General features: G+C 36.9%; 13 protein-coding genes and 1 pseudogene. 12 read left to right on the forward strand and 2 right to left on the reverse strand.

Going from position 1 to position 20,271, the window contains the following annotated elements; genetic code table 11:
* Window positions 1–397: IS110 family transposase (locus tag AN619_RS10115; protein WP_157064984.1), on the reverse strand; the 397-nt coding region annotated here is incomplete at its 3' end.
* A gap of 642 nt (window positions 398–1,039) precedes the next feature.
* On the opposite strand from AN619_RS10115, the gene AN619_RS10120 reads away from it, so the two are divergent.
* Window positions 1,040–2,068: a radical SAM protein gene (locus AN619_RS10120; RefSeq protein ID WP_068556617.1), complete on the forward strand. Its 1,029-nt coding sequence runs from the start codon at window positions 1,040–1,042 to the stop codon at window positions 2,066–2,068.
* 395 nt (window positions 2,069–2,463) lie between these two features.
* On the opposite strand, the gene AN619_RS16575 is transcribed toward AN619_RS10120, so the two are convergent.
* A complete protein-coding gene (locus AN619_RS16575) occupies window positions 2,464–2,889 on the reverse strand; it encodes a cupin domain-containing protein (RefSeq protein ID WP_330382069.1) in 426 nt (141 codons plus the stop codon).
* Between the two features lie 658 nt (window positions 2,890–3,547).
* Here AN619_RS16575 and AN619_RS16490 point away from each other — a divergent pair.
* The 11 genes and pseudogenes from AN619_RS16490 to AN619_RS10175 all read left to right on the forward strand — a co-directional run bounded on the left by AN619_RS16490 (window position 3,548) and on the right by AN619_RS10175 (window position 20,258).
* Window positions 3,548–5,005: a peptidoglycan-binding domain-containing protein gene (locus tag AN619_RS16490; protein WP_068556619.1), complete on the forward strand. Its 1,458-nt coding sequence runs from the start codon at window positions 3,548–3,550 to the stop codon at window positions 5,003–5,005.
* 485 nt (window positions 5,006–5,490) lie between these two features.
* Window positions 5,491–5,687 (forward strand): annotated as a pseudogene (locus tag AN619_RS16710) (Ada metal-binding domain-containing protein); the annotation flags it as partial.
* A gap of 538 nt (window positions 5,688–6,225) precedes the next feature.
* A complete protein-coding gene (locus AN619_RS10135) occupies window positions 6,226–7,836 on the forward strand; it encodes a methyl-accepting chemotaxis protein (protein ID WP_068556622.1) in 1,611 nt (536 codons plus the stop codon).
* A gap of 52 nt (window positions 7,837–7,888) precedes the next feature.
* Window positions 7,889–8,092, forward strand: a complete 204-nt coding sequence (locus AN619_RS10140) for a hypothetical protein (protein ID WP_068556624.1) — start codon at window positions 7,889–7,891, stop codon at window positions 8,090–8,092.
* 447 nt (window positions 8,093–8,539) lie between these two features.
* The gene (locus tag AN619_RS10145; RefSeq protein ID WP_068556626.1) at window positions 8,540–9,088 is read left to right on the forward strand and encodes a flavodoxin domain-containing protein; all 549 of its coding nucleotides are present in this window, start codon (window positions 8,540–8,542) and stop codon (window positions 9,086–9,088) included.
* 430 nt (window positions 9,089–9,518) lie between these two features.
* A complete protein-coding gene (locus AN619_RS10150) occupies window positions 9,519–10,286 on the forward strand; it encodes a MerR family transcriptional regulator (protein WP_068556628.1) in 768 nt (255 codons plus the stop codon).
* 330 nt (window positions 10,287–10,616) lie between these two features.
* Entirely contained in the window at window positions 10,617–12,758 is a 2,142-nt protein-coding gene (recD2, locus tag AN619_RS10155) for an SF1B family DNA helicase RecD2 (RefSeq protein WP_068556672.1), read from the forward strand.
* Between the two features lie 631 nt (window positions 12,759–13,389).
* The gene (locus AN619_RS10160; RefSeq protein ID WP_068556630.1) at window positions 13,390–14,559 is read left to right on the forward strand and encodes an amidase domain-containing protein; all 1,170 of its coding nucleotides are present in this window, start codon (window positions 13,390–13,392) and stop codon (window positions 14,557–14,559) included.
* A gap of 109 nt (window positions 14,560–14,668) precedes the next feature.
* Complete coding sequence (locus tag AN619_RS10165) at window positions 14,669–15,814, forward strand: hypothetical protein (RefSeq protein ID WP_068556633.1); 1,146 nt, start codon at window positions 14,669–14,671, stop codon at window positions 15,812–15,814.
* A gap of 278 nt (window positions 15,815–16,092) precedes the next feature.
* Complete coding sequence (locus AN619_RS10170; RefSeq protein WP_068556635.1) at window positions 16,093–18,888, forward strand: EAL domain-containing protein; 2,796 nt, start codon at window positions 16,093–16,095, stop codon at window positions 18,886–18,888.
* Between the two features lie 317 nt (window positions 18,889–19,205).
* Window positions 19,206–20,258 carry an energy-coupling factor ABC transporter permease gene (locus AN619_RS10175; protein WP_068556636.1) on the forward strand — a complete coding sequence of 351 codons (1,053 nt, stop codon included), beginning with the start codon at window positions 19,206–19,208 and terminating at the stop codon, window positions 20,256–20,258.
* Window positions 20,259–20,271 lie beyond the last annotated feature (13 nt).

Genomic DNA, 20,271 nt, shown 5'->3' on the forward strand with positions numbered 1-20,271 from the left:
GCTCTGGCACAAGAGAATACTTTACATCCTGGAATTTAGCAAGCCTAGCGATAGATTCTGCATCTTTTGCATCATTTTTCACTTTTCTTAAGTCGAAATTCTTGGTAGAATATACACATAAAGGATTTAGCACAAATCCTTTAATGTCATTCGATCTTAAGAAGAAGAAGAGTGGTAAATGAAAGATACCCGTAGATTCTACGAAGTAGATGGGCTTTTGTTGTAACCGCTCTTCTTCTTTTTTGAGAATCTCCAGAAATTTGTTAAATCCAGCAGGATTGTGATCAATCCGAAAAGGCTTGCGAATCAATGAACCATTAGGTTCAAGCATTGCAACTACAGAGAATTCTGAAGACACATCAATGCCTACAACAAAATCATTAATAAATTCAGACATAAAAACACAACCTTTCAAACAGAATGAATCAGAGCATCCACGAAAAGAAGAACGTCAAACAACCTTGCATTTGAAACGGGTAACACCAGATGGTGGCCCAACCAGCTAAACATCGAATCGTCCTTGTGGAGTGACACGCTATTTCACGGATAAGGCCTCTACTATGAGAGGGATCCAGGAGGTACGCACATCTATCTCTCTGACAAAGAGATTATAGCACGATGTTTAGAAATTTCAATGCTAGGTGTCACTGATTCATCTGAACAATAAATTTAAAGTTGTCAAAGAACATTCGGGTGGGTTTTTGAACCCTAACCCTATAATTATCTTACAAGGAAGTTAGAAGAAACAGAGGCAAAGGAACACAGTAGACTTATTATCCTGAATTATTCATGAAAATCTATGAAAAGATGATAGACAGTCAAAATTAAATTTTATCAGTTTTGAAATCCTGAATTAGGGAAAAGGTCTTAAAAAGGGAAGATTCCTCCCGAAGTTGATACTTTTGGATCTTGAAGATGTTAGGCATATCATTAGTTTTGAACAAATTTTTGGTGAGCGTGTGAAAACCAAGCTTATGGGCAAATTCCTTAATGAGAAACATCTCTCATTTTAGATTATGTGATATAAGGAGGACAAGCTATGAAAATTTCAAAGAAAGATGCGTCCATATGGTTTGATTTTTTATCACAATTGAGTGAGGAAGAAGAAGTTGACACAAGACATGAAGAAATTATTTACGCTACCTTTGCACAAATTGAGGCAGCAATTGATCATAGAAATAATATGTTAATGTCGCAAATTAAAGGCTTGAAAACTCTAGAGAAATGTAACTTAGAGTGCAAGTTCTGTTATAATTATGGACAACTAGAAAATATTCCTCCAGTTGGTGAAGGCATGTGGGAAATTGGAGGCACTAAATTTTATGAGAAGGATATTGATTTACTTCTTTCTATCCATAAGAAACCCACTGGTATTTCTTATGTTTATTTAGAGCCATTCATGGAAATCGAAAAATACTATTCGCTAATCAAGAAATTTAGTGATGCTCAAATTCATCAACATTTATATACAAATGGCACTTTGGCTACGGAAGAGACATTGAAAGCATTAGGCGAAGCCGGCCTTAACGAGATACGGTTCAACCTAGGGGCTTCCAAGTGTTCAGACAAAGTCATTAAAAATATTGGAATAGCGAAAAAATACATTGAAAAAGTAGGTATTGAGACCCCGATGACGCCAGAGTTTTTCGAAACATTTTTTGAGAAAAAGCAAAGCATCTTAGAGACGAACCTTGATTTTATCAATTGTGCTGAATTGCATCTAAATGAGAATAATATAAACAATTATTATGGGGAAAACATGTATATTTCCAGACATGGATACATATCTCCAATTTGGAGCAGGGAATTAACTCTAAAATTCATGAAAATAGCTGATGAAGAAAAGTGGGATGTAGTAGTGCATGATTGCTCGAATTATACAAAATTTGCCAGAGGTTTAAATTTGAGCAGCAAAGAGGATAAGTGGTTTGGAGCAAGCAATTATGCCTGTGAGTTTTCTAGGATTCCATATGAAGTATTTTTACCAATACTAAATGATGACAATTTTAAATTTTTAAGTGAAGAAGAATTGCCTGAGGCCTATAAACCAGTATTGATAAATTATTAGAATCCATTGCCAAATAGATACAAAAAGTCAGTTATACAAAAGCTACTTTTACTAGATGGATGAATATGATGAACAATGATTATATAGAAATTGAGGAGATTGCCAGACAGTATATAGACTTATTAAACATCCGGTGGGATGGTGGCTATATGAAGCAATTTTTGCAAGAAGTCCGGCATTAAATTAACGATGGTCAAGGGTCTTTCGCGTATTGATCCGATAATGGAAGAAATGGCATATCGTTTTTAGCAATGATGCAGCGGCAAAGAGATTGCTATCTTGTTATCGGAAAACAGTTATCAGATATGAAAATAGTCAGCCTTAAGGCTGACTATTTTCATATCATCAGATGCGTATAGACATCCTCAAATTTTTAAGAAATAAATCTTTTGATATTAGTGGCAATGGTTTGCTTCGGCAGCTTCTGCAATTGCTTTTGTTTCATGAACTGTACCTCGTGGATGCTGGGGTGGAGCATAAATAGAGTACAATTTCAGTGGCTTATTTCCCGTATTGATCAGATTGTGCCATTTGCCGGCAGGTATAATGATCGCAAAGTCACCATGGACTTTTTTTTGAAAATCCAACCTATCTTTTCTATCACCCATTTGGATAATTCCTTGACCTTCTTCAATACGTATGAATTGATCCAGTGTTGGATGAATTTCTAAACCTATGTCTTCTCCGACGTTGATGCTCATCAAGGTAAGCTGCAAATGCCTTCCTGTCCATAAAGCAGTGCGAAAAGTATTGTTTTGTTTCGTAACCTCTTCGATATCCACTACAAAGGATTCCGGCCCATAATCTTTTAATTCCATCATACTGTTATCTTTTTCAGAACGTGAAAAATCAAGGATTGAATCATATTCTGTTTTATCTGTAAAAGGAGTATACTGATTATCAAATTGTTTCGGGAAGTCTGGATGATATATGGATGCATTCATGCAGTGATGGCATGGATATATCCTGCAGATATTGTACATATTGTCTGATTCATACATTGGGGTGTGAATGCAATAAGGGCATAGATATGTTTTGTACATATGATACATATTGCTCTCATTCCTTTCCTATGGTTTACAGTATTATCATATGATCTATGTTTAGGAGAGGTGCTTCAATTTACAGATTTCACATTGGATAGATGATCTCTATCCCTTACAATCCTATGAGTTTTTGGATAACATCATAATTGGTATGCATATCCGATACACTCCCTTTTTCTATTTTGGATTGCATTTAAAATCATAAGGGATGTATCGGATTTTTTGTATATTTTTTATTTAGCATTAACAATAGAAAAATTACCCATTTTCCATATGTACTTTTAGAGAACATACTGCTATAATATAACTGTAAATATTTTACGAATAATAAAAGATTGTTAAGTTTGATAATTAACAGACGATGCTGTTTATGAAACTTTTTTAAATTTTTTATTATTCGTAATTTTAAAAAAATATCGAGGGGGGATTTTAAATGAAAAAAAAGTTTAAAGTAGTGAGCTATGTACTGTTTGTAATGGTTTTGCTTTTAAACGTACATAGTCCAATGCTAGGCCCATTTGGTGTTGATGTGGTTTCAGCTGCTACAAGCCAAGCTGCCGCACCAGCTGCTGCACCTAAAGCTACGACCGCCAAGTCAGCAACACAAACAGGCTCTTCAATACTTGTCGTTGGTTCTTTTGGAGATGCTGTTAAGCAGCTGCAAATGCGTCTAAATGAAAATGGTTACAATCTTAAGGTGGATGGTTTTTATGGAATTAAAACTTTCAATGCAGTAAAAGATTTCCAAAGCAAAAATGGATTGAAGGCTGATGGAATTGCTGGTCCTTTGACCTTAGAAAAGCTGCAGCCAGTAGAAGTTGCTAAATCAGAACCAACTCCAGCTGCACCACAAACTCCTTCAAGAGCACCTGGTATTTATCCTGATGTCATAGCAAGTGCTTCTGTAAATCTTACAACTGAAGAAGAATTACAGAAATCCTTGGGAGAAAACGGAACTTGGATTACAACCCTTGGCAGCGATGTGACTGTTGCAAACGACCTTGTTTGGATAGGTGATATTAGAAAAACAGGAGCTTCAGCACCAGCGAGAAAGCTTGGCATATACTATCACTCATCACCAAATATTGGCGGTGAGCAGGTGTTTACATTAAAAGTACCTAATTTGATTGTTCGAGCTGAAAATGCCAATATTGCCTACGGAACACTTGATGGAAATGTAAAAGTAGAAGCGAAAGGTTTTAAGCTCACAAACGCTACTATCACAGGCAACTTGGAATTCGCTACACAAGAGCTATATGATTCTGCAACATTTAATGATATTACAATCAAAGGCGATGTTTTGGTTGCCGGAAATAAGCTTTCAAGTGCGCTGAAACCTCAAACAATTACAAACTATGCTAAGTATAGTGAGTCTGCTACAAGCGGTGATATGATAAAGGTTTCTGTTACTTTTAAAGATGGCAAACCTCATGATGTCTTGATCGATGTTCTAGGTCCTTCTTACTTCTTAAAACCAGGTATTTTATCCTCCGGAGCACAAGGAAACTGGGGGAAAACTGCTTATTCAAAAGCAGGGCAATATGTTATGGTGAAGCCTTCTGAAGATAGACCGGCAGACACGATTTTATCATGGGATAAGCAAATTTCGACTTTGATTGCTGCATACAAAAAATCAGGTTTTGATATAAGCCAGTTCCCAACTTTCCAAAGAGATGCATCTCATCCATCTGTTCTTGACTTTAATAAGATGCTTGGTGGTAAGTATAAGGCTTATACAGTAAGCGAAACAAATGGATCAATTGATCCAACGAAACTTAAAGGTGCACAAAGATCAGAAGTTGCAAAAGTTGATGCGATCACAAGTTGTTCCATTGATGTAGGCAAATATCTGAAATTAGCCGATAACATTATTAAAGCCGGAACGAAATAATTTATTGAATAATCAAAAGTCTTGACACTCATAGGCTGGGCCGTCAAGACTTTTTTTATCCACTGACATCTGCAGGTTAAACCAAAATTTCGCAGGTATAAATAATTACTGATTTCCTTTACGATACTCCCTACAGATTCATTGTGTGTCATTCCAACCCCCTGGATGGGTGCAAATTCAAAGCGCTACAGGCAGCTATAAAAAGGGAGAAAGATCAGACTACCAAAGCTGTGGCTGATTTGGAGGCTGTTGATTATTACTGTGTCGAAGATGCATCTAGTGAACCTTACCGGGTTTTCTGAGGATATCTATATAGCAGAATGCGCTGCATAGATGCAAGAATCCCTTGAATGCTTCATAGTTCTTCTAGAAGCTTTATTTGCTATGGTGTATATATTCGTTGTATGGTATTTTTGTCCTGTGAACTATCGGTAATATGCGACGGGAGTTATGATGGCATGTTTTTCTAGAGAGTAAGAACAACAGGAGTTTTTTGCAGACCGTCATGCAAGCCAAAGACTCCTGTGGGTGACAATGTGACTTTTTTGATAATGCAGCAAACGCAATAGAGGTAGGATTCCGGCCATGCAAAAGGTGTTGCCTGGATAAAACGGTTTTCAAGCCTGATTTAGAGCTTATAAGAAAAGCGAAAGATATATTGGATGCAGATGATAACCAGTAAGTTGATTTAAGCCGGATTTCAAAACAACTGGGAGTTAGATAAGCTAAAGGAGTACATTGATTTTTTAGAGGAAATAAAAAAATATACAAAAGTATGTTTTTGAAATGCCAATTTCCAATATTTAACACAAAAGATGGATACACTACCTTCTTGATAGTACTATTGTATTTCAAAAGCTAATCCAGCATTTGGCGCTATAGTTTTGTCAGTAAATGCAATTAAAAACTTGCTCAAGTTCTTCATCCTTTAATGAATTGGTATACATTTATTATACAGTAGTTCATCTTTTGGGCGAAGAGATGCATATAAATGAATTACTGCACTTTAAATAAATGTGAAGAATTTTAAAAGTTTATTATCATGGATTTAGATATAAAAATTTATTATATCAAATTCTGCCACATTCATTACCCACTTACAGAAGTGAGTGATTGAATGTGGCAGATGTATGTTAAAAAACGCAGAAAAATTTGAGTAAATAATTAATCCGGTCCTGGGAGGGTATTAAGTATTATCATATAATAAAGGAGATGAATGTATGAAGATCAGTACAACACTAAAAATATTTGTCTTGGTCCTTTTTCTTTTTTCTATTGCCAGCACTTTTATGGTATTTTATCAGCTCGACAATATGGTGAGTGACGGAAGAATTGTAAATTATACAGGCATTGTAAGAGGAGCTACCCAAAGATTAACCAAATTAGAAATCGCCGGCAAACCATCGGATGATTTGATTGGAAAACTTGATAAAATCATTAACGGCCTGATCCATGGGGATAAAGATTTAGATCTTCCTGGAGCCACAGATGGTGATTATATTGCTAAGATGAGAGATGTTGAAGAGCATTGGAACAATCTTAAGGAAAAAATATATGCAACCAGAGGAAATGGGCAAGTGTCTGATTTATTGAATGAAAGTGAAAGTTTCTTTGAAAAGACAAATGATGCCGTAGCAGCGGCCGAAAGCTTTTCCAGATCCAAAGTGGTAACTTTAAAAATATTCCAAGGAATTTTGTTTCTGCTAAACTTTATTATGTTGGTGATCATATGGGGGATGAGCAACCGAAGAATATCAAGACCTTTGACATATTTGATAGAATCCATATCCAACTTGGATGTTTCTGAAAATGTATCGGATGCATTTATGAAGAGAAAAGATGAAGTGGGACTATTGGCGAATGCTTTTCAGAAAGTCATAGACAATATCAGGTCCCTCGTAGAAGATGTTGCAGATATTTCAAAGCAGGTAGGAGAATCTTCCGGAGTTTTAAAAACAACTACGCAACAGATTGCTTCTGCCTCTGAAGAAGTGGCCAGAGCCATAGATGAAATAGCCAATGGGGCTACGGAACAAGCAAAAGAAACGGAAGAGGGTGCTTCACATCTTCACGTTTTAGGACAGCTTATAGAAAAAGACCAAAAACTGATGATGGATTTGAATAAGGCTACTGATGATGTCAATACCCTCAGAGATGAAGGATTTGAAATTTTAGAAAAATTAATAGAGAAAACGAAGGAAAATGAAAAATCTTCAGAGGAAATCCGGAAGGTAATTATAGAAACCAATCAAAGTGCTGAGAAAATAGGGGTTGCCAGTCAAATGATAAAAAATATTGCAAATCAGACCAATCTGTTGGCACTCAATGCGGCGATTGAAGCAGCAAGGGCAGGGGAGTCAGGCAGAGGTTTTGCCGTGGTGGCGGAAGAAATTAGAAAACTAGCAGAGGAATCTAACCGTTTTACTGATGAAATTACTGATATTATTAAAGATTTGATGGGTAAAGCAAAGGAAGCTGTAAGTACAATTGAGGAAGTAAGTAAAATTGTGGTCTCCCAGGCAAAAAGCGTAGAAGATACAAGTATAAAATTCGAAGGAATTTCAAAGGCCATAGAAAAAATGAAGAAAGTGATCGAAGCACTGAATCAATCAGGGCAAGAGATGGAAAAAAAGAAAGTTGAAATTATTTCTATGATTGAAAATTTATCTGCTATTTCAGAAGAAAATGCAGCAGGAACTCAAGAAGTTGCCGCCTCTGTAGAGGAACAAACGGCAACGATAGAGGAAATATCAAATATAAGTGAAAGGCTTGATGATCTGGCGCAAAATATGTGGAAAAATTTATTGAAGTTTAAACATGCTAAGCATTAAAATTTTTAGGTGTCCATTCGGAAATACAATGGAAGTTATAGAAAGTTGTCTAATGCCAAACAACCACATTATTATAGGCGATATAGATTCAAAAATGTTGGAGAAAGAGAAGCTTTCGGCGGCGGAGGAAGGCTTGCAGCATATCAATCATATCATTGAACAAAGAAAAACAGGAGAATTCATGGTGGTAAAAGGCTTTCTCCCATGGTTACTTACCGGACTTCTCAACCCTATGTTGCAAAAAAAAGGCCATTGACACCACAAAATTTCATGCAAATGATCATTGTACCGCTTGTGGCATCCGTGAAAAGGTTTGCAATCACAATAACATTCAAGTGAATAAAAGGCCACAATAGGGGAAACGTTATACCCAATGCTTGGTATGCATCCATTATTGTCCTGAAAAAGCAGCTCAATATGGAAAAGGCACTTTAAAAAGGGAAGATATACTAACCAAAATATAGGGGTGGATGAAATTTTGAAGAATTGAGATTATCGAAACCCGCCAAAAAAGATTGATACAGATAACGAGCAATAATGGACGATGGCAGATAGCCATTCAGAGAGATAGGGGGCATTTGGTTAAGCACATTGCAAAATACCGCAGGAGATAAGGATGAAAGGGTCAAAAAGTGACAAAGAACCGTCCCCTGACACGTTATAGATAAAGTTATGGGGTTGGATCCGAGAGGAGGATAATAGGATGTTGAATAATGAAAATAGGGTTATTGTCATTTATAAATCAAAATATGGCAGTGCCCAACGCTATGCCCAGTGGATTGCAGAGGAGGTGAAGGCAGATTTAGTTGAAAGGTCCCAAATTACATTAGAGGGTATGCTTCAGTATGATACAATCGTATATGGTGGGTCATTGTATGCTGTTGGTATTTTGGGGCTATCTTTGATCAAAAAGAATTTTGACAAATTAAAGGAAAAGAAAGTAATTGTATTTTCCGTAGGGGCATCTCCTGCCTATCCTGAAACGATCGAGGATGTTAAGAATAATAATTTTACCGAAGAAATGAAGAAAAAAGTTCATTTTTTTCACCTGCGGGGTGGCTTCAACTATGAAAAGCTAAATGCACTTGATAAGATTTTGATGTATCTTCTGAAGAAAAAGCTGGAGCATAAGAAACGTGATGAACTTACGAATGATGAAAAAGGGATGCTTGCAAGCTATGCACATCCCGTGGATTGGACAAATAAGAAATCAATAGATCCCATTGTTCAATGTATAAATAGTGCTTTGTAAGTTTAATGTTACAATAAACTTATGTAAAACTTTTCATGGCATTGGTACTAAAAAAAGACCAAGGACGCAGTCAAGGGGATGAATCTATTTCCCTTGGCTGCCTTTTCAATTGAATGGGAATCAATGATTCGTCTATTTCTTGATGACAGGTATCCAAACTTCGCAACGATAATCCTCAGAGCAACAGTCTCCTGGAGGATAGACTTCAATTGGAGACATATGATGTAAGGGAATTTCCTATAATCGCATGAAACGTACGCTGAAAGTGGAAAGCAGAGGAACATGCAACTTGAGCAATTTTACCAGCATCAAAAGGATCTTTTATATGATCTTACATGAATCCCACTGCATCCTTCAAAAATTTTGAAAGATTTTTATTGACATTGACGCTGCGTAAAGGTGTATATTTATTTTATCAAGGGGTGATACCATGGAATATACAGTGCAAAAACTAGCCAATTTGGCAGGTGTTAGTACGAGAACGTTGAGATACTATGATGAGATAGGGATTCTTAAGCCGGCAAGAATCAATTCCTCAGGGTATCGGATTTATGGACAAAAGGAAGTAGACAGACTACAGCAAATATTATTTTACAGAGCGTTAGGTGTAAGTTTGGATCGAATCAAGAAGATTGTCACAGATCCTTCCTTTGACGGAATCAATGCACTGAGGGAACATCATGGAAAACTCCTTGAAAAAAGAAGACAAATCGATCTATTGATAGCCAATGTGGAGAAAACCATAGCATCGGCAGAAGGGAGAATTCAAATGACGGACAAAGAGAAATTCGAAGGATTTAAGGAAAAAATGATAGAAGATAATGAGAAAAAGTACGGAAAAGAAATTCGAAAAAAATATGGGGAGGATGTGATCAATCGTTCCAATGAAAAACTAAGGAAAATGACGGAAGAAGATTATGATGCTTTGAAAAATCTTGAAAAGCAAATGAAAGAAACATTATCTGAATCCTTTGAAAATGGAGACCCAGCCAGCGATTTAGCCCAAAAAGCAGCTGATTTGCACAGACAATGGTTGACTTATTTTTGGGATCATTACAGCAAGGAGGCCCATGCCGGTCTTGCACAGATGTATGTGGAGGATGAGAGATTCAAGGCTTATTATGATAAAGAACAGCCGGGAACAGCTGCCTTTTTGAGGGATGCCATTCTCATCTATACAGGGATGAAAAAATCATAGTTTATATTTCAGACGATCTTAAAGGTGCAGACGAAAAATATATGAACCGACCAGGAGATAAATCCAACTTTCTAAGGGTTTATCTCCTTGTTTTTATTAGACACACTCTTGAGAAAAATAGAATTATATACTGCCTTAGACAATGAGGAAGGTAAGGAATTCTGGAGCAAATGCAATTTTCAACCATACTTGGAGCGAAGAAAATGCATGATTGAATCAATGCAGATTCTGTAGAATTCATTGATCTCATGATATAATATAGCTGTGGGTAGCGTATGAAGGATATTAGACGGAGGAAATGTCCTCGTGTCTTTCAAGAAGGGGCTTGCTATGGAATATATCAGTGGCATTGTTGAACGAATTACTTATCAAAATGAAGAAAATGGCTTTTGTGTCATAAAAATAAGGTCGAAAGGTTTCTCTGAATTGGTATCTGTCGTTGGAAATCTTGCTGCTGTAAATGTTGGATCTGCCATTCGATTAAAAGGTGAATGGAAAATGGACAGCAAATACGGCAAGCAATTTGTTGCCATAGATTACCGAGAAACTGTTCCTGCAACGGTGGCAGGGATAGAAAAATATTTAGGAAGCGGGTTAATTAAAGGAATCGGTCCCGTATATGCGAAAAAAATTGTCAAGCAGTTTCAAAAAGATACTTTGAGAATTATTGAAGAAGAGCCGGACAAGCTGATCCAAGTGGATGGCATTGGGAAAAAGCGTGTAGAAATGATCAAAAAGGCATGGCAGGAACAGAAGGAAATCAAAAATGTCATGCTGTTTTTACAGAGCAATGGCGTATCTACTGCCTATGCAGTGAAAATATACAAAACTTATGGCAATGAGAGTATTGAAATTGTAAAATCCAATCCCTACCGATTGGCCGATGATATCTGGGGGATTGGATTCAAAACAGCAGATAAAATCGCTCGCCATATGGGTTTTGATGCAAATTCCTATGAGAGATGCCGTTCAGGGATTGTTTATGTGCTCAATGAATTATCAAACGAGGGACACTGTTATGCCACCAAAGAGCAAATTTTTGCATATGCAGAAAAAATGCTGGAAATTGGAAAAGAAAGAATCGAAGAGGTCCTGCAGCAAATGATAAAAGAAAAGACGGTAATTTTAGAAAAGGAAGATGCAATCTTTCTCCCGCCTTTTTATTATAGTGAGGTAGGCGTGGCTAGGAGGATCAAAGAGATTCTTTCTGTCGAAAGGAAGTATCAAAGGGCCGACGTAGGGAAGATTATTGAAAAAATTGAAAGAGATGAAAATATTGTTTATGACCAGGTGCAAAAAGAAGCAATACAAAGGGCCGTCCAATCAAAGGTTATGGTTCTTACAGGGGGGCCCGGAACAGGGAAAACGACTACAACCCTGGCAATGATCAAGGTATTTCAACGGTTGGGGGCCAAAGTATTATTGGCAGCACCCACAGGGAGAGCTGCCAAAAGAATGTCTGAGGCAACGGGGATGGAGTCGAAAACCATTCACAGGCTTCTTGAATATAAGCCTGTAGAAGGGTATAAGAAAAATGAAGAAAACCCTCTGGAATGTGACGTCCTCATTATAGATGAAAGTTCTATGGTGGATATCCTTTTAATGTATAACCTTCTTAAGGCAGTTTCCAATGAAACCGTCATTATACTGGTAGGGGATGTAGATCAATTGCCCTCCGTAGGTGCCGGCAATGTGTTAAAGGATATGATCGAATCAGGCGTCGTGAATGTAGTTAAACTCACAAGGATATTCCGTCAAGCCCAAGGAAGTGCAATCATTACCAACGCCCATCGAATCAACAAAGGAGATTTTCCAGAGCTGAAGGGCGGAAAAAACAGTGATTTTTTCTTTATAGAAGAGGAAGAACCGTCAAAAATAGTAGAAATCATACGGGAACTTTGCAAAACCAGGCTTCCTCAATATTATAAAATAGATGCCGTCAACGATATACAGGTCCTTTGCCCGATGCAGCGAGGGGAAACGGGGACTGCAAACTTAAATGCCGTTTTGCAGGAGGCTTTGAATCCTTCAGAAATTTCCATAAAATATGGGGGAATCTCTTATAAATTAGGGGACAAGGTCATGCAGGTTAAAAATAACTACGACAAAAATGTTTTTAACGGCGATATAGGGCGGATTACGCGAATGGATATGGAAGATAGGACGTTAACCATTAACTTTGATGGCAATGAAGTAAGTTATGATGCTACGGAGTTGGATGAGGTCGTACTTGCCTATGCCACAACAGTGCATAAAAGCCAGGGAAGCGAATATAAAATTGTGATAGCGCCTTTTACGACCCAGCACTATATGATGCTTCAAAGAAATCTCCTATATACTTGTATAACAAGGGCAAAAAAGATCATGATTCTGGTGGGGACCAAAAAAGCAATTGGCATGGCCGTAAGGAACAATAAAATTATTAAAAGAAATACAAAACTTGCCGAGAGACTCCTCGACGTGACAGCGTGACAGGGGACGGTTCTTTGTCACGGGAATCCAAGGGACAAAAAATCGCCTCTTTGCAATATGATTCGTGCAAGGTGAAGAAAGATTGAGGGAAGAAGGAATCTGGATAAATATTGATCCTGTTCAGAAAAAGGATCAGAACGTCATATTAGGATTGCCGAAAGTCTCTTCTAGTTTTTTCGGAGAAGCTATATTTTTGCCCAAGAGAATCTTTTGTACCCTTTTCAGTTTCTCTAATTCTTCTTGGATCTTTTGTATATCTGTATCATGCAAGAACAATAGAATAAATTTACAAAAATCATAAAAAGAACATTCTGCATATGAAATGTTCTTTTTTATTTAGATTATAATATTATTCAAATATTAAAATATTTCGAAAATAATATTGACAACATCCCTTATTTTACTATAAGATTACCATAACAAGAAAAGTTGGAAAAAATATACTCGTAAAGAAATAGTGCCGGTAAAATGCTATGCAGCTTAAAATTTTAACATGCCTCATGCAAAGCGAGACAAAACACTTTTTTACTCCCATCGGGTTATTTGCAGGAGAGAAAAGCAAAAAAGGGGGTGTAACTGAAGTCGTGCATTGTTATCTTAAATTCAAATATAATGGGGAAGGAGAATGAATATGAAAAGATTGAAAACAGCAAAAAGTATTCTATCGATGATGTTAGTATTATCATTATTAACAATTGCTTTTACATCCATGATATATGCCAAAACAGATGATACAAAAGCTTATAAAGATGCAATTGAACGAGATGTAAAAAAGGTATTGATCAATGGCTTCTCTCAATATTACACAATTAATAATATTCAAGTCGATTTTCATGACATAAAAATTAACGATATCAGTGTTAAAGCGGATCTTCACGTAACAATGAATACAACTTTAAAGGCAAAAAAAGTTGAAGAACTCCCTTATGTGAAAGGAATGCTAAAGAAAGTAAATTTAGAAGATTTTAATTATGAATCCAAAGCGAAAACAGATGAGGCCGTTCTTAAAGCGAATAAAGATAAGCTGAAAAAGGAACAATTAGAGAAAGTTTCCAAAGAAATAGAGTTTAAATTCAATGATTTGAAGCAATATATAAACAAAGCCGATGATAATAATTTTTTTCTTACAGTTACTGCTGATGTAAAGGATCATAAAATCGTCCAAGATTCCATAAAAATATTAGCAGAAAATGTAGATACGCTGGTTCCTATTGAAGAGCTGCTCCCAAAATCTTCTGAGGAAATGGAAGCGGAAGGGTTCCGCGATATGGAACTGGCTCTGGATTCTCAGGAACAGAATTATTCTCCCGCCCTGTATGCATCCTATGATAGGATTGCTGCCAGGGACTATGCGAATAAGTGGTCTACAAATCCTACGGCCTGTTATGACCATGGAACTACCTGTGGCATCAAACAAGCCAGAAATACTTGGAACAATAATACTTATCCATATTATACGGAATTGTGTCATAATGACTGTGCTGATTTTGTATCTCAGTCTTTGCATGCAGGCGGCATACCAATGGATAGTACTTGGAAAAGGGGTACCCCTGCAAATACAACATTGGCGTGGGTAAATACAGGTTCGTTAAAAAGCTACATGCTTGATAAGTCATATTGGAAAGCATCCAATTATACATCGGCTGCAGCCGGGGGAGTACTTTATACATCTTCTTCCCATGTTGTTATGATTGTTAAAAATGATACGATAACAAGACAATTTAGCGGGCATACAAATGACAGGAATCAAGTTAACTACTCCAATGTATCAGGTTATCAGTACTATATATTATGGGATTAATCAATAAGTTCAGAATTGTTTTTATCACATGAAGAAGGAGCTTCTATGAGCTTCTTCTTTATGTAGAATCTGAGTAATGATATTTTGCCGGGAAGGGGCTTTTGATTTTATGAAGAAATTTTTATTGCTGCTGATAGGTTTAATGTTTCTTGTGTCAAGCTGTTATCCTGTAAAGAATTCCGTAGGCACTCAAGGAAACAGGTCTGAAGAAAGCCAAAGACTGATTCCTTTTTTAGCATATTACCATGAGCCCGACAATAAAGTGGCGGCGAAATTGGCCTATTGGGATTTAAATCATAACAAAGTAAACTTTACTGACAAGCTGGTGTATATTGCAGAAGATCTCAATTTCGTTGAACCTGTTATTTGGGATGGCAACAGCAGATTAGTCTTGCGCAAAACTTCCTATCCTGCAGATGAGTTTAAAGAAAAAACAGAGTTTATTAAAGATTATACCATGAATACGGTATATGGCAGAAATATTGAGGCAAAAAGAAATTTGGATGATAATCCTGACCCTGTTCAGCAAAAAGTGAAGGATTATAGTTTATACCTGCATAACAATCATGGCATAATTGAAAGAAAAGCGGTGTTTTTGTTGAAAACCAAAGATGACAAAGGGAATGATGTAGTAATAGGTGAAGAGGACTATCCCAGCTATGTGGATTACAATAAGGAAACAGGTGAAATCACATTTATTTTTAAATATTTTTTTGAAACCCATACAAGCATATATGTTGCCAAGTGTAATGCAGCAAATATTAATAAAATCCATTGGGATGAAATAAGGTTAACCAAAGGGATAAAAACCGGGGGCAACTATACGCCATATCCAAATAATAGCGTACTCATAGGTTCGAAATACTATATTCAAAGTTTTTTAAGTCTAGCAGAGATTGATCTGAATAAGAAAGAGTCCAAAGTATTGGATCATATGGCAAAGGAATGTCGAAGCATTGTAAAAGAGGGTAGTTTTGTGCCGGAATTTCCTAAGGATATTTTACCAATAGGAGTATATGAAGATGTTTTGATTTTGAGTCTCCCCGTCAGTACGGATACGGGTATTGAATATTTACTATGTGCATTCCAAAATAATGAGTTTCAGGGTGCAATACATCTAAAAATTGATGATACCTGGAATGTAATTGATTCAAACAAAAAAAATGTATCTGAAATTAGTGTAAAAGATAAAAAGCTATTCAAAAGATTTAATGCAGCTTTTTTATATTTTCCGTTTTTAGGGAATGTAATGTAGAAGATGAAAAAAAGAAAAAGAGGCACACTATTATTTTCCTGTGAATAATTATCGATTTTGATGCAAATGCAGCTTGATGGTTTGGACATAAAAAGATAGGGTTCTGCATCTAAACACTGAACTCTATCTTTTTTCTTTATAGCGCAGATAATAAAACGATCCATGTTTTCTTATTCAACTAATTTTTCATTAACAAAGAATAAATAAAATACAAGGGTGTTTTTATTTGGAAAATAGAGGTATAATTTATAAAAAGCACTCAAGGAGGCGAAATTTCCATGAAAATCAGAACAAAAATGCCTTTATTGATCGTGTTGTTGGTTGCCCTTCCAATGCTCTTGTTAAGTATTGCCCTGTACGAATATTTATCAATGAATTTTATCCGAAAAAGTCAAGAAAATATTCAAAGGCTGGTGGAAATAGAATCGGAAAGGCTGATGGCTACTTTTCGATTGTTAATAAAGCAGATGGAACTTGACGCAAATCAAAAAGGAGTATTGAGTGCTTTAGAAGGAGAGAAAGATTGGATTGACATAAGAACAGAGTTGTTTAAGGCTTGTAGTCATGCCGGGTTACAGGATATTATCCTCAAAGATAAAGAGGGCAAGGTTTTGTTTGGAAATTCCAGTTTCAATCTTAATGTAAAACAGTTATATGAGAAAAATATGGATGAAAATACTTCGATATCCTTTGATACCAATGAAAAATTTTACATTCGGTCAGGAATCTATCACAACGGCATATATGCCGGTGAGCTGATCTATGTCTATGATCATGCCATCATTGCAAGGGCCATGGATAGGATCAGATTGGGAAAGACTGGATATGCTTATCTTTTGGATTATGAAGGAACTTTGCTGTATCATCCTGACCATGGCAGGATTGGGCAAAAAGTAGAAAATGCATATGTAAAAAGTGTTTTGGATCAGATAAAAAAAGGAGAAGCGATCAAACAATCCGGAAGTTTTTATGAATATAGAGGAAAAGAAAAATATGGTGCTGTAGAAATTCTTCCAGAGTATGATTGGGTTCTGGTTTTGACCCAAGATCTTTATGAAATCAAAGGACCGGCCAGAGAAACAAGGGATATTATTTTTATATTATGGTTTGTGTTTACCCTCATTTTTGTTGTCATCGGAATAAAATTTTCAGATACAATTACCGTTCCTCTGCATCAATTGGCTAAAACCATGAAAGAGGCCCTGAATGGCAGTTTGTTTCTATTCAGTACATATAAAAGAAAAGATGAAATAGGAGAAGTAGCGGATGCTTATAACAATTTGATAGAAAAACTGCAATCAAATTATCAGGAATTAGAATCCCTATTTGAAGAATTGTCGGCCACAGACGAAGAGTTGAAGGCTCAATATGATGAAATACAAGAAACGGTGGAGAATCTAAAATTATTGCAGGAAAAATACAGCATCGCTATTGAAGGAACCAATAGCGGCATATGGGAGATTCGCCTTAAAGACGACAGTATTTATATTTCTGACGAATTTAGGAATATCGTAGGTTTGCATGGAAATGGATCGATCAATATTTATTGGCTGCTGGATGAAATTATTTTTTCCGAGGACAAAGAAATTTTAATGGAAGAATATCTCCAACTTTTGAAGGGGAAAAAAGAAAAGATACATATCAGAGTTCGTATCAAAGATAGGAATGGTGAAATCAAATGGATTCTAATCGTGGGCAAAGGCATAAAAAATGAAAAAGGGGAAATCAATACCCTAAACGGCATTATTCTTGATGTTACGGAACAAAAAAGATATGAAGAATACATAGAGTATCTGGCATATCACGATCCGTTAACCCAGCTCCCGAACAGAAGAATGTTTTTGGACAAGCTCTCTGAAGAAATTCATCATGGGAGGAAAGGGGCTGTTATGCTCTTGGATTTGGATAATTTCAAAATGATTAACGATACATTAGGGCATGTTTATGGAGATGAAGTATTGAAGAAGGTATCATGGCTGCTGGGGGATTTGTCGGAGGAAAAAATGTTTATCTCAAGATTTGGAGGGGACGAATTTCTGATACTTCTTTCCGAACCGGAGAATATCTGTGAAATTCAGCAATATGCAGAGAAAATATTAAGTCTTTTTCAAGAACAACTTCACGTGGGTGAGGATGTCGTTTATATGACTGCCAGCATGGGAATTACTATGTATCCTAATGATGCTTCCGATATTCATCAGCTCATCATGAATGCCGATACTGCCATGTATAAGGCAAAGGATGCAGGGAAGAACAAATATGTTTTTTTCAACCATGAAATGGCGGCCCAATTGAAAAATAAGATTGATGTAGAAAATATCTTGCGAGAAGCCTTGAGAGAAGATGGTTTTACATTGATGTATCAGCCTCAGGTGAATATAAAAACGGGTTATGTGGACGGATTTGAGGCGCTATTAAGACTAAAAAACTATAACGTATCTCCGGCTGTTTTTATACCCGTGGCGGAGGAGACCGGCCTTATTAAAGAAATTGGCAAATGGGTCATTCGAGAAGCTGTATCCCAGATGGCGAGATGGAAAGCCCAAGGATTTGATTTCAAAAGAATAGGGATCAACGTTTCTCCAAAACAACTCAAAGAAGAAAATTTTACGGCAATTCTTCAAGAAATCCTGTTGGAGGAAAACCTGCCACCAGAATATTTGGAAATAGAAATCACAGAAAGTGTGGTTTTGGACAAAACCAATGATACTATCGCCATTATCGAGAATTTAAAAAGGTTAGGAGTTCAAATTGCTTTGGACGATTTCGGCACAGGATATTCGTCCTTGAGTTATTTAACTTTTATTCCTGTTGATAAAATCAAGTTGGATAAATCATTGAATGATAAATTCCTGGGAGATGGAAAAGTCAAAGTAATCGACAGTTTGATTGCCCTTGCCCATAGCTTGAATTTAAAGGTAACGGCAGAAGGCATCGAAGGCATGGAACAATACAAAAAACTGCAAAAAGGCGGATGTGATTTTATTCAAGGATATTTTTTCAGTAGGCCTTTAACTGTACAGGAGACAGAAAACATATACAATAAGAATTTTTTGCAAGACATGGGGCTATAGCATCTATTTCCTCATTCCATATATCACAAGATTTTGTATTCTATTAGTACATGTTTTATTTTTAAAGGATGTTCTATGAAAAAAATGGAATACAACTATTTTTTAGGCATAGACAGTTGCTATCCTATCAATATATAATATTTATGAGAAAGGAGTCATGAAGGCTCCAATCATTTTTTCTACCTATGGATTTATTATATAGCAAAATCAAGACAGCCACGAAGGTTGAACACACTGCAGAAGCAGTGCATTCGTCCCTGTGGCTTTTCTATTGCTTCAAGGGATTTCACATCAATTGTTTGAAGGAGGAGATATCTATGCATATGGCGGATGCTTTGATTTCACCAGCTGTAGGGGGGACCATGTGGGCGGCGGCAGCAGGAGTTGCAGCTTATTCTATAAAAAGAGCCCAAAATGATTTGGATGAGGAAAAAGTACCATTCATGGGGGTCATGGGTGCATTTGTATTTGCTGCTCAAATGATCAACTTTACAATTCCTGCCACAGGATCCAGTGGGCATTTGGGAGGGGGTATGCTCCTTGCCATACTCTTAGGGCCCTATGCAGGTTTTCTCACCATGACGTCTATTTTGGCAATTCAGGCGCTATTTTTTGGGGATGGCGGATTGCTTGCCCTTGGATGTAATATTTTCAATTTGGGTTTTTATACATGTTTTGTTGCTTATCCTCTGATTTATAAACGGATTGTGGGGAAGGAATATTCCACCGGCCGCATATGGGTTGGGGCAATCTTATCTGCCGTCATAGGCCTGCAGTTGGGTGCCTTCAGCGTAGTTCTTGAAACGTTTCTTTCTGGAAAAACGGAACTTCCCTTTGGTACATTTTTGATGCTCATGCAGCCTATTCATCTTGCTATCGGGATTGTGGAAGGTATTGCCACGGCGGCTATTGTTGGTTTTGTTTGGAAAACCCAGCCTCAAATCATTGAAAAAACGACATCAAGGGAAGCCTTTGGTGGTACTTCCATCAAGAGAATCCTTGTTGGATTTGCCATTGCAGCAGTGATAACCGGCGGTATCTTTTCTTGGTTTGCGTCGGCATATCCTGACGGATTAGAATGGGCTATGTTGCGTACTTCCGGGAAGGAGGAACTGGAGGCTTCAGAGGGCATCCATCAGACCCTGGCAGCTATCCAAGAAAAGATTGTGCTTTTGCCTGATTATGGCTTTAAAAGCCAGGAACCAAAAACAAAGGTCGAGGGTGCAGAAGGAGAAGAAGGATGGCCTGCAGTGGAAGTGGAAACAACTGTAGCTGGATTGATTGGAGGGGGAATGACATTGGTTTTTGCAGGTATTACAGGTATGGGCATATACTGGCTGAAAAAGTGGAAGAAAGCACCTACGACTTAAAAAAACGGGGCGG

Origin of the sequence: Thermotalea metallivorans (genome assembly GCF_001562415.1) — a bacterium.
GTDB lineage: Bacteria > Bacillota > Clostridia > Peptostreptococcales > Thermotaleaceae > Thermotalea > Thermotalea metallivorans.

Coding starts and splice junctions, on each gene's coding strand:
- AN619_RS10160 (WP_068556630.1), top strand. CDS start 13,390: ATGAAAAGATTGAAAACAGCAAAAAGTATTCTATCGATGATGTTAGTA.
- AN619_RS10140 (WP_068556624.1), top strand. CDS start 7,889: ATGCCAAACAACCACATTATTATAGGCGATATAGATTCAAAAATGTTG.
- AN619_RS10175 (WP_068556636.1), top strand. CDS start 19,206: ATGCATATGGCGGATGCTTTGATTTCACCAGCTGTAGGGGGGACCATG.
- AN619_RS16490 (WP_068556619.1), top strand. CDS start 3,548: ATGAAAAAAAAGTTTAAAGTAGTGAGCTATGTACTGTTTGTAATGGTT.
- AN619_RS10145 (WP_068556626.1), top strand. CDS start 8,540: ATGTTGAATAATGAAAATAGGGTTATTGTCATTTATAAATCAAAATAT.
- AN619_RS10165 (WP_068556633.1), top strand. CDS start 14,669: ATGAAGAAATTTTTATTGCTGCTGATAGGTTTAATGTTTCTTGTGTCA.
- recD2 (WP_068556672.1), top strand. CDS start 10,617: ATGGAATATATCAGTGGCATTGTTGAACGAATTACTTATCAAAATGAA.
- AN619_RS16575 (WP_330382069.1), bottom strand. CDS start 2,889: ATGATGGAATTAAAAGATTATGGGCCGGAATCCTTTGTAGTGGATATC.
- AN619_RS10120 (WP_068556617.1), top strand. CDS start 1,040: ATGAAAATTTCAAAGAAAGATGCGTCCATATGGTTTGATTTTTTATCA.
- AN619_RS10170 (WP_068556635.1), top strand. CDS start 16,093: ATGAAAATCAGAACAAAAATGCCTTTATTGATCGTGTTGTTGGTTGCC.
- AN619_RS10135 (WP_068556622.1), top strand. CDS start 6,226: ATGAAGATCAGTACAACACTAAAAATATTTGTCTTGGTCCTTTTTCTT.
- AN619_RS10150 (WP_068556628.1), top strand. CDS start 9,519: ATGGAATATACAGTGCAAAAACTAGCCAATTTGGCAGGTGTTAGTACG.